Below are 9261 nucleotides of genomic sequence, written 5' to 3'. Positions count from 1 at the left end.
ATGCCTTCAGCCACCACAACAAGGGAAGACCCATATATGTACAGTTTCAAGCGAGGGAAAAACGATGAAGTTCATTCCTGCAGTATCAGAAGCCAGCATAGTAAAAATTCCTTTGTTCACAGAGCGATGCCCTGCGGGTTTTCCGTCACCGGCTGCGGACTACACGGAGTCTGAACTGGATCTGAATGAGTACTGCATTCACCGGCGCCACTCCACCTATTTTGTCAGGGCGATTGGCAACTCAATGACTGATATTGGCCTCTATTCCGGCGATCTGATGGTCGTGGATAAAGCAGAACAGCCGCGGCACGGGGATATTGTTATCGCGGAAATTGAGGGTGAATTCACCGTAAAACGCCTGCTTCTGACGCCGCGGCCAGCCCTGCAGGCGATGAACCCGGACTTCCCTTCCCTGTACCCGGATCCGGAAACGCTGCAAATTTTCGGCGTGGTGACGGCCTTCATTCATAAAACCCGGAGGGCAGACTGATGTTCGCCCTGGCAGACGCCAACTCCTTCTACGCCAGTTGCGAGAAGGTTTTCAGGCCGGATTTGCGCGGCAAACCTGTCGTCGTTCTCAGTAACAACGATGGCTGCGTTATTGCCCGGAGCGCTGAAGCCAAACGGCTGGGTATAAAGATGGGAACCCCCTGGTTCCAGCTTAAAGAGGCGCAGTTTCCTGAAAAACTGTACGTTTTTTCCAGCAACTACGAGCTCTACGCGAGCCTGAGTAACCGTGTGGTCGCCCTGCTGGAAGATCTGTCGCCCCGCGTCGAACAATACTCAATTGACGAATGTTTCCTGGATGCCCGGGGAATTGGCCACTGTATGGATCTGGAGGATTTTGGCAGGCAGCTGCGTGGGCATGTTCTCAGTGGAACCGGACTGACGATCGGTGTCGGCTTCGGCGCCACAAAAACACTGGCCAAATCGGCGCAGTGGGCGTCAAAGGAATGGCCACAATTCAGGGGGGTGCTGGCGCTGTCGCCCGATAATCCACGCAGAACGGCAAAATTACTCAGCCTGCAGCCGGTGGAAGAAATCTGGGGCGTGGGGAACCGGATAGCGAAAAAGCTGCACGTTATGGGGATCACCACCGCCCTGCAGCTGTCGCTGACGAACCCTACATTTATCCGGAAAAACTTCAACGTAGTGCTGGAGCGCACGGTACGTGAGCTGAACGGCGAGAGCTGCATTTCACTGGAGGAAGCGCCGCCGCCGAAACAGCAGATTGTCTGCAGTCGCAGCTTCGGGCAGCGGATCACCACCTACGAAGAAATGCGCCAGGCCGTCTGCCAGTATGCCGAGCGCGCGGCGGAAAAGTTGCGCGGTGAGCGACAGTACTGCCGGCATATCAGTACCTTCATCAAGACATCCCCTTTTGCGGTTAATGAGCCGTATTACGGTAACGTGGCCACGGAAAAACTGAACACCCCTACCCGTGACACCCGGGACATTATCGCGGCAGCGGTCAGGTCTCTGGACAGGATCTGGCTCGATGGCCACCGCTACGCAAAAGCGGGGATAATGCTCAATGATTTCAGTCCGAACGGCGTCGCGCAGCTGAATCTGTTCGATGACGTGCAGCCACGGCCGCACAGCGATGCGCTGATGAAGGTACTCGACGGCATTAATCATTCCGGACTCGGGAAAGTCTGGTTTGCCGGCAGAGGTATTGCTCCTGAGTGGCAGATGAAGCGGGAGATGCTGTCGCCAGCATATACAACCCGCTGGAAAGAGTTACCGGTTGCCAGGTTTTAATCCGGAGTGGCTCAGCCCGTGTCTGGCTTGCATGGCCACCAAGATGGGGGAGAGCACCAGTGCCCTCGCTCTCAGGGTATTTTGCACATCCACTGTTTAAAAGACTTGTTAACTGGTCATATGAGGACTATATTTGAGACCTTTTAATAAGTCTTAAAGGTACACTATGCCCAACATTATTCTGAGTGACACAAGCGCGAGCATAAGCGAACTTAAAAAAAACCCGATGGCGACAGTCAGTGCCGGCGACGGCTTCCCGGTCGCTATTCTGAACCGTAACCAACCCGCTTTTTACTGTATCCCGGCAGAGCTTTACGAGAAGATGCTTGATGCCATGGATGATCAGGAACTGGCAAAGCTGGTTTCAGAACGCAGTAATCAGCAGCTGCTTGACGTGGATCTGGACACTTATCTATGACTTATACGGTCAAATTCAGGGAAGATGCTCTGAAAGAATGGCAAAAGCTGGATAAGGCCATTCAGCAGCAGTTTGCGAAGAAACTGAAGAAGTGCTGTGACGAACCGCATATCCCCTCAGCAAAGCTGAGAGGGATAAAGGACTGCTATAAAATTAAACTTCGTGCATCTGGTTTTCGCCTAGTATATCAGGTGATAGATGATCATTTAATTATCGCAGTTGTTGCTGTAGGAAAGCGTGAGCGTAGTGACGTGTACAATCTGGCCAGCGAAAGGATGAGATAACGCATAATGAATGAAAAAAAAAGTGAACAAATCAAACATGTAAAACAGGAAAAATTATTCATCGATGAGCTATGGATAGCTCATGCTGCCTTCCCTGAAAAGAAAAAGAATCCATCGTTTAAAATACTAGGGAACGCTGCTTTAACAATCAATTAAGACGAATTCAAGGAATAAACTTGGAAATTCTAATAACTCTGGCCATCATATCCATACCTGTGATCAACATTTTATGGGTTCGGTATTTCCAAATATACCCACTCTCCTACTTCGATATCGAAAACGTTCAGCGTGTTGCTAAATGTGAAGGTCTTGAATGGCGCGTGCGGGTGTTTTCTCTAAGCGGTATAACCAGCCCCGAGTGGACAAAAATCAATACCCGTCAGCTGGAGGCGTTCAAATCAGAACTGCAACGCCGGAAAAAATACACTGCCACCATCAGAGATGGTATAAATTAAGAAGAAAAAAGGGATTTAGATTTTTTAATAGTGGTTATGTATTTTTCTATCTTTATCTATGAGGCATATTCATTAACTCTTCTTTGGTCATGGTTTGTCATTCCCTTTCGAAATAAGTGATATAACATTTTTTCTGGCAATACATTTATGTTGCATAGCGACATCACTCGACAAACGCACTCTCATTTAAATAATGAAAACAGCTTGTTATTGAATTTAAAAAACCAAACGGAATAACCACAGACTCTACAAGGCCAGAGAATTCAATCCATCAAACCGCATCTATTTACTAAGCAATATGTTAATAAAACTCTGCTGAAATTTTATCTATAAGATTATTTTTCTCATCCATCCAGTTCTGAAAATAATGAATGCGCTCATTAATAATAGGATGTTCTTTAGATGATGCACAAAGCAGAAATGCAATGGCTTGTCCAACATCAACACAGAATAATAAGGCGCCATTTACCTGATTACTGTTTTCCCCATAAACACCTGTGTGCGAAAAGACGCGACACTTATCATCCACCAAACCGCCATCACGCAGATGGTGAGATATGGCTTTGATGTTTGGATGTGCGCCATATTCAATAGACAATTCGTAGAGTTTTTTCAGGTAGTCAGACATATCCGGTGAGATGCGCTTTAGTTTGGCTACCGTCGCTCCAATAGTAAACGCCTTACGACAGTTATCCTTTGCAGTTTTAGATTTATCTCTATTAAACCAGAGTTCACTCATCTTCTCACTGGATGATGTGAGATAGGCATAACAGGCTGATTCTAGAGCAATTCGGGCAACTGGGAGCACTGCGACCCGATGACCTGATAGTGCCTGAAGAACTGCATTTGAAAGCATCATGTATGAGTTCGTCGCCAGTAGCATAGTTGCTGCGTTAGCGTCATATTCGTGGTCGAAAACCTCTTGATGGAAAAAACTGTCCATCTCATGGATCATCCACATCAAGTCGGGTTCTTTTTTTGAATGACTAACATGATTTTCAAGGGTTGCTATGAGATAGTTTGAAAGTGTATCGAGTTCAATCTTCACTTTATCCCCCAGTATGGTTTTAAGAACATCAGGTTCTGACATGAAGCTGTCGCCTTGGGTTGACTCGTCTGACGGAGTAGAAGTGAACATTCATAATCCCCTCCTTTTCGGATTTCAATATAAATAGCTGTTGTCAGTTATGCCTAGACTGGTTGTACTTATAGACAAGCCAGAATAAAAACACACTACCATACAACACTCATAATTAATACATTGTATTAACCTAAATCACCCTCTAACTCATCGAGAAATATTTTTTTAAAAAGAAAAATGAAAACAGGGTTTTTCACATTATTATATATGCTCTCATCGTCAAGTAAACGCTCAAGATGCGTTATCTCCATGGTTTTTAAAAAGCCCAATGAAAATACAAGCTTTTCTTTATTTAGCAACATACACTCAATTACTTTTTCAGAAGAGATATAAAAATCCTCATGTTTACTGGCTAACGTAGTATTGTCCCAGGCATGAATCAACACAGGCTGCTGATTAACATCCACCTTAAATATGAATGATAAGATACGTTCGTGACTTTCTTCTTCTATTACCTCAAACGAATGAGAGAAAACCCACCCAGTCTTATTGCATGGGATTTTTCTGTAATCAATGATATATTCTCTTAACTGAATACCAACCCATAAGTTGTTATAAAATACGCGTAACGCCTCTGATGAACTTTCCATATCTTTAATTGCTTGCTGGAAAATATCAAAACTTTCTTGAAGGCCCGTAATAATTTGTTCAGCCCCTTTAATTTCATCAATTTTTTTATTAATTTCAGTAGCAATATTCTTAGCAACTTTTAAGGTGATTTCATGATCGAGCATATGGCGTTTCATCATTTTTAAAGCTTGTAAATTTACATATTCTAAATCGACCTCTCTACCTGGATCATCTATCAACTTAAATAAACCTTCATCATGTATACTGCAGTAACCGGCAAAATTTGAAATGTTACGTATGTGTTTATCCTCAAATGAAAATTCAAATGAATTATTCTTCAGGTTGCGTTGCAGGATAAATGCTTTATGGTTATCATCCGCTAAATAGCTTAATACAGCCCTTTCAGATAATTCATGAGAATAAATACTAGGATTAGTACATCCATCATGCTCACATAGCCATTCAGATTTTTTACCTGCAGCAATAAATCTATTAAGAAGTGAGTTATTTTCATGGTGAACTACTCGATTAGGGTTCTGGTAAAATCCGCGAAGAAGTAAATCCTTTAATACTTCGTTACCCTGAGATATATCTAATATATTTGATATTGTTTCAACATATGAGTCACGCTGCATTACATCAAGCATATTTAATGTTTGTGATTGCTCATCATCCATCATGTTCACCTCAGTGCTATCTAAACATTAATTATGATTATATAGTAATTCAATCACAATAAGTAATAGTAATTTACGCGTATCGCATGTGACGCTCTTAAGTCAAATCAACGACGCTGTTATTCGTTCATTCTGCTGTGATGCTAGTTAATCCGGTCCACTTCATACACTCAGGAGACATACACAACTGCTACTATCAAGGCTCGACACTGTCTGATTGGTCAAACTGATGTTTATGTCCATTACTCATACGGTTAAATCCAGTTTCTTTGGATAATCAATATATTGTGCATCCTTCATCTGCCAGACCTACCATCTATTTTATCACCCCCGACTATGTTCCCCCCTCCCCTGCTCTGTGGCGCTCGGAAACCCAGTGTTGGCCTAGACAAAACTGCATATTCGGAATAATTATCCAATGCTGCTTTTTCGCTGATCGTACTTTTTGTGATCGGACAGCGTGGCGGATTACGTCATACTGAATACGCTGCTGATCTGACAGTGTTCACCCAAGACCGGGACAGGCTATCGGCCGGATGCAGGACCTGGCAACGGGCAGCCGCGACAGTAGGTTTTTGCTGAGGATACGGAGATTAAAAAATAGAGTACTTACCCCGCAAAATGTTGCAGATTTCACGGAGTGCATTCTATCTCACATCAGATTTTGCATCTTAGTCCGAGCAGCTTTCAGGCGTGCCTGTTCCACGTCATCCCCAGAGGGCTTGGGAGAAGACGTCTCCTGATTTCCTCCCAGTGCCGCCAATACGTCCTTTAAATCAGCAACAGAAGGTTTCCAGCCTGTGATCTGTGCTATCTGACTAATGACCTCATCCGCATTCAGTTCTCTGGTGAATAGTGCGGTTAACACGGCAGGAATTCGCGCATCAAGCTGATGCATTATCAGGCCGGTTATCAAAGCCTGCCGATATAACTCCCCCCGGTTTTTCCGGGGGACAGTTTCAATTTCAGCCAGTGCAAGACGATCGGCAGAGTCCTCCGGGTGAAGGTACAGTGAAAGTTTTTTTCTTTCTTCGCCGTCGTGCATCGATTACTCCTCCGCTTTGAAGCGTGCAATCGCCTGGACCAGCGCTGTCTGAGGTTCGTCCATAAGAACAACCTTTTCGCCAAGGTGGTTCCATGCCTTACGAACAGCATCGGCAATAAGTGCGGCACCGCCACCAACAATGTATACGCGGTTTACGTTTCGATACTGCAGCAAATCATCAACAACCAGCTCGCCCAGCTTATGTATCGCTGTATCAATGGTATCCAGTACCAGATTTTGTTTAGCAGCCTCATTTACAACCTGCCCCACAAAATCCAGGTTCTCCCTGTTTTTGATCAGCTCGTCAGCAATCATTGGACTGGTATCACTGCTGGCCATTTTCAGTGCAGTGAGCGTGGCCTTCGTGACCATTGATACGCCAATATCAGGATTACCATGTACTGCCGAAACGTCCTCAAACTGGCCAACAATAACCCCGACATCCAGGGTCGTACCACCGAGATCGATAACCAGTGATTTTTCGTACTGACCCACATTGTCAGCAACCAGACGTGTAAAGACAGCCGGGAGTGATTCAGGCATTACTTCAACGCTTTTAATGGTAAAAGTTCCCCCTTTGTTCAGGGTGACTTCCCGCATCAGGTTGCTAATTTTTCTCTCAATGTTAAGCGTGTTTTTCTGGCAGTCGGCCGTGTAAAACTCGCTGATAGGTAACGTAACGGTGAGATCTATCTCCTGGGGTTCAATTCCACTGTTCAGTAATGCGTGGTGAACTGCCAGCACGTTTGTATCAGTGTACTGGTACTCAATGTGAGTCGTGCTGATCGCAGCTTCGCTGACCGGGTCGTAGGTATATTTGCGGCCATCGAGCAGATAGTTATAGGTACGACTGCTGCCTAAGCCCTCGACTTTCCAGTTATGGCGGAAAGAGTTCACTGATACCGCACTTTTCAGCGTCTTCCCTTCAAACCAGGCAAGTTTCACGTTTGTAGAACCATCATCGCAAAAAATTTTCATACCTATCTCCATTGATACTCAGTTTGAGTATTTATCTTCGCCCCATAACTACTCACATTGAGTAAATACGTTCATAAACCGCAGGTAAGTACTCAAACTGCGTACTTCGCCGGGTCGTTTAATTACTCAGTTTGAGTATTATATCACTTATATTGCAGCAATCTAGCATTTAGCTAGCATAAATCTTGCTGCAAGATTGCAACAATAAAAAGAATGCAGCAAGATTGCTGCATTCCGGATTAGTACCCCTGTTTTTCCTTATATGCCTCAACTGCTTTTTCCAGAACTTCCACCAGTTTCAACCCCTCACGCTCTGCGATATCCCGGATCTCCTGGTCGAAAGCAGGTGTGACACGTGTTGCAAATGCCAGCGTCCTGTTTGTTTTTCTGGCAGAACGGCCATCGCGGCGGGTATATGCCTCGGTCACTGTTTGCGTACCCACTGGATCATGGTGCACTGGCGATAAGTCCGCATGCTGTATCTGTACATCAGTGGCAGCGACTGCAGGAGCTATCTCAGGCGCGTTCAGGCTTGTAGCCACTTCGTCAGGGCCTGGGGGTACACCCAGCCCACCACGGGCTCTTTTAGTTTTAAGTTTTGATGCATCAGCCATTACTCTTCTCCAATCTTATCGATGAGCGCCTGGATAAGTTCATCAGCTCTCTCGTTTAAACCTTTATAGCGTGTTTCTGTCACTGCAAGTCCTGAGTTCATCGCTTTTCTGTAAGCTGGCTTCTCAAAAAGACATCCAGCTAAAGTTTCATAACCCGCCTCACTGATATATGCACGAGCATCCAGCTCTTCCGCTTCGGTACCTACACGGCTTAAAGCAAAGACCAGTTTTGAACGTGGCACGCCTTCTTTTACCAGCGCGTTGAAAACTTTAATGGCCGGGACAAGATCGTCAAGGGAAGCCCCCGTTGGCTGGACGATAAGGTCGGCCACCTTAGCAATTTCCGAAGTCCCTTTGCTTGCACGAGCTGGTCCGTCAAGAATGAGAAGGTCAAACTCGCCGGCAGATTCTATGGCCTGCTTTGCTGTTGAAAATACTTCGACTGAAGCAACCGGTGGCAAACCAGCTGACAGACGTCGGCGGTGCCACTCAGCACTCGTTGCCTGTTCCAGGTCGAGGTCAGCTAATTTTGTTTTGATGCCACAGGCGGATGCTTCACGCGCTAACGCTCTCGCTTTAGTGCTTTTGCCCACACCACCTTTCTGGGAAATAAAACCAACTATCCAGGCCATCTAGCCCCCTTTACTTGCTGCTATCTTGCAGCAAACATTAGTATAAACCTGATTGAGGTTAGTAAAAGTAACTCTTCCGGAACAAGATAACAGCTTGCAGCAAGATTGCAATAATCAAAAATCTAGCAGCAAGATTAAATCTTGCCATTCAGAAGAGTACAGGAATGGATAGCCGAATACTTGTGCCAGGTTAGCGATAACGAAAGCAGCAAGCTTTATGCAATCTTGCAGCAATAATCAAAGAGAGCTCATTGAGGATTGCATCGACATATCGGCAATATAGCGGCAAGGTTGCAGCAATCATGCAGCCAGCACAACATGTGACGAGCGCTATGCTATACCACCAGAAAATCACTGTCTGGAAACTACGTCATTATAAGCCCCGACGGCTGCATGAAGCATGCTAGCAGCAATCTATTTTATTGCTGCTAGCATGCTGAAAGATTGCTACTAGAATCAGGCAGCGCTCGCCGCAGCCATGTAACCGAGCGTAGCGAGCGAACTGGCGAGGAAGCGAAGAGGAACCGTCCGGCAGATAGCTCTTACGCTCAGCACAAGAAGAGTTTTCCATCCTCTGTGGGAAACAGGTCAACTTTATGGACGCTCAGGACTATGGGAAACAGGTCAACTTCGCGGACGGCCGGGAGTGTGGGGAACAGGTCAACTTCGCGGACGGCCCGGACTAT

At 45.6% G+C, this 9261-nt stretch carries 12 protein-coding genes; 6 read left to right on the top strand and 6 right to left on the bottom strand.

Annotated elements, in window-relative coordinates:
* Positions 1-64: 64 nt before the first annotated feature.
* The 6 genes from umuD to HMPREF3096_RS01635 all read left to right on the top strand — a co-directional run bounded on the left by umuD (position 65) and on the right by HMPREF3096_RS01635 (position 2918).
* A complete protein-coding gene (umuD, locus tag HMPREF3096_RS01655) occupies positions 65-490 on the top strand; it encodes a translesion error-prone DNA polymerase V autoproteolytic subunit (protein ID WP_001776124.1) in 426 nt (141 codons plus the stop codon).
* Positions 490-1761, top strand: a complete 1272-nt coding sequence (locus HMPREF3096_RS01650; protein ID WP_048295716.1) for a Y-family DNA polymerase — start codon at positions 490-492, stop codon at positions 1759-1761. The genes umuD and HMPREF3096_RS01650 overlap by 1 nt, the downstream gene beginning before the upstream one ends.
* 166 nt (positions 1762-1927) lie before the next feature.
* Positions 1928-2179 (top strand): type II toxin-antitoxin system Phd/YefM family antitoxin, encoded by a 252-nt coding sequence (locus HMPREF3096_RS01645; protein WP_032420955.1) that lies wholly within the window; start codon positions 1928-1930, stop codon positions 2177-2179.
* A complete protein-coding gene (locus tag HMPREF3096_RS01640) occupies positions 2176-2463 on the top strand; it encodes a type II toxin-antitoxin system RelE family toxin (protein WP_032420954.1) in 288 nt (95 codons plus the stop codon). Before HMPREF3096_RS01645 ends, HMPREF3096_RS01640 begins: the two co-directional genes overlap by 4 nt.
* A gap of 6 nt (positions 2464-2469) precedes the next feature.
* On the top strand, positions 2470-2619 hold the full coding sequence (locus HMPREF3096_RS30750; RefSeq protein WP_158238164.1) for a hypothetical protein: 150 nt from the start codon (positions 2470-2472) through the stop codon (positions 2617-2619).
* A 20-nt stretch (positions 2620-2639) separates the two neighbouring features.
* Entirely contained in the window at positions 2640-2918 is a 279-nt protein-coding gene (locus tag HMPREF3096_RS01635) for a hypothetical protein (RefSeq protein WP_032420952.1), read from the top strand.
* Positions 2919-3219: 301 nt separating this feature from the next.
* Here the strand turns inward: HMPREF3096_RS01635 and HMPREF3096_RS01630 are convergent, their stop codons facing one another.
* From HMPREF3096_RS01630 to HMPREF3096_RS01605, 6 genes are all read right to left on the bottom strand, one after another.
* Complete coding sequence (locus tag HMPREF3096_RS01630; protein ID WP_223369856.1) at positions 3220-4056, bottom strand: hypothetical protein; 837 nt, start codon at positions 4054-4056, stop codon at positions 3220-3222.
* Positions 4057-4184: 128 nt separating this feature from the next.
* Entirely contained in the window at positions 4185-5309 is a 1125-nt protein-coding gene (locus HMPREF3096_RS30250; RefSeq protein WP_048295717.1) for a hypothetical protein, read from the bottom strand.
* A 649-nt stretch (positions 5310-5958) separates the two neighbouring features.
* Positions 5959-6351 (bottom strand): plasmid partitioning/stability family protein, encoded by a 393-nt coding sequence (locus tag HMPREF3096_RS01620; protein WP_032420949.1) that lies wholly within the window; start codon positions 6349-6351, stop codon positions 5959-5961.
* Positions 6352-6354: 3 nt separating this feature from the next.
* The gene (gene parM / locus HMPREF3096_RS01615; RefSeq protein ID WP_048295718.1) at positions 6355-7329 is read right to left on the bottom strand and encodes a plasmid segregation protein ParM domain-containing protein; all 975 of its coding nucleotides are present in this window, start codon (positions 7327-7329) and stop codon (positions 6355-6357) included.
* A 239-nt stretch (positions 7330-7568) separates the two neighbouring features.
* Positions 7569-7943 carry a hypothetical protein gene (locus HMPREF3096_RS30245; RefSeq protein ID WP_048295719.1) on the bottom strand — a complete coding sequence of 125 codons (375 nt, stop codon included), beginning with the start codon at positions 7941-7943 and terminating at the stop codon, positions 7569-7571.
* The gene (locus HMPREF3096_RS01605; protein ID WP_017901447.1) at positions 7943-8575 is read right to left on the bottom strand and encodes a ParA family protein; all 633 of its coding nucleotides are present in this window, start codon (positions 8573-8575) and stop codon (positions 7943-7945) included. The genes HMPREF3096_RS30245 and HMPREF3096_RS01605 overlap by 1 nt, the downstream gene beginning before the upstream one ends.
* Positions 8576-9261: the final 686 nt, after the last annotated feature.

Source organism: Klebsiella sp. HMSC25G12, from assembly GCF_001807705.1.
Taxonomy (GTDB): Bacteria; Pseudomonadota; Gammaproteobacteria; order Enterobacterales; family Enterobacteriaceae; genus Klebsiella; species Klebsiella variicola.
The sequence above is the reverse complement of the archived record's forward strand: the minus strand, read 5'-3'. Positions and strand labels throughout refer to the sequence as shown.

Bases quoted from the DNA above. Each gene is read 5' to 3' on its own strand.
- umuD (WP_001776124.1), top strand. From the start codon at position 65: ATGAAGTTCATTCCTGCAGTATCAGAAGCCAGCATAGTAAAAATTCCT.
- HMPREF3096_RS01650 (WP_048295716.1), top strand. From the start codon at position 490: ATGTTCGCCCTGGCAGACGCCAACTCCTTCTACGCCAGTTGCGAGAAG.
- HMPREF3096_RS01645 (WP_032420955.1), top strand. From the start codon at position 1,928: ATGCCCAACATTATTCTGAGTGACACAAGCGCGAGCATAAGCGAACTT.
- HMPREF3096_RS01640 (WP_032420954.1), top strand. From the start codon at position 2,176: ATGACTTATACGGTCAAATTCAGGGAAGATGCTCTGAAAGAATGGCAA.
- HMPREF3096_RS30750 (WP_158238164.1), top strand. From the start codon at position 2,470: ATGAATGAAAAAAAAAGTGAACAAATCAAACATGTAAAACAGGAAAAA.
- HMPREF3096_RS01630 (WP_223369856.1), bottom strand. From the start codon at position 4,056: ATGTTCACTTCTACTCCGTCAGACGAGTCAACCCAAGGCGACAGCTTC.
- HMPREF3096_RS30250 (WP_048295717.1), bottom strand. From the start codon at position 5,309: ATGATGGATGATGAGCAATCACAAACATTAAATATGCTTGATGTAATG.
- HMPREF3096_RS01620 (WP_032420949.1), bottom strand. From the start codon at position 6,351: ATGCACGACGGCGAAGAAAGAAAAAAACTTTCACTGTACCTTCACCCG.
- parM (WP_048295718.1), bottom strand. From the start codon at position 7,329: ATGAAAATTTTTTGCGATGATGGTTCTACAAACGTGAAACTTGCCTGG.
- HMPREF3096_RS30245 (WP_048295719.1), bottom strand. From the start codon at position 7,943: ATGGCTGATGCATCAAAACTTAAAACTAAAAGAGCCCGTGGTGGGCTG.
- HMPREF3096_RS01605 (WP_017901447.1), bottom strand. From the start codon at position 8,575: ATGGCCTGGATAGTTGGTTTTATTTCCCAGAAAGGTGGTGTGGGCAAA.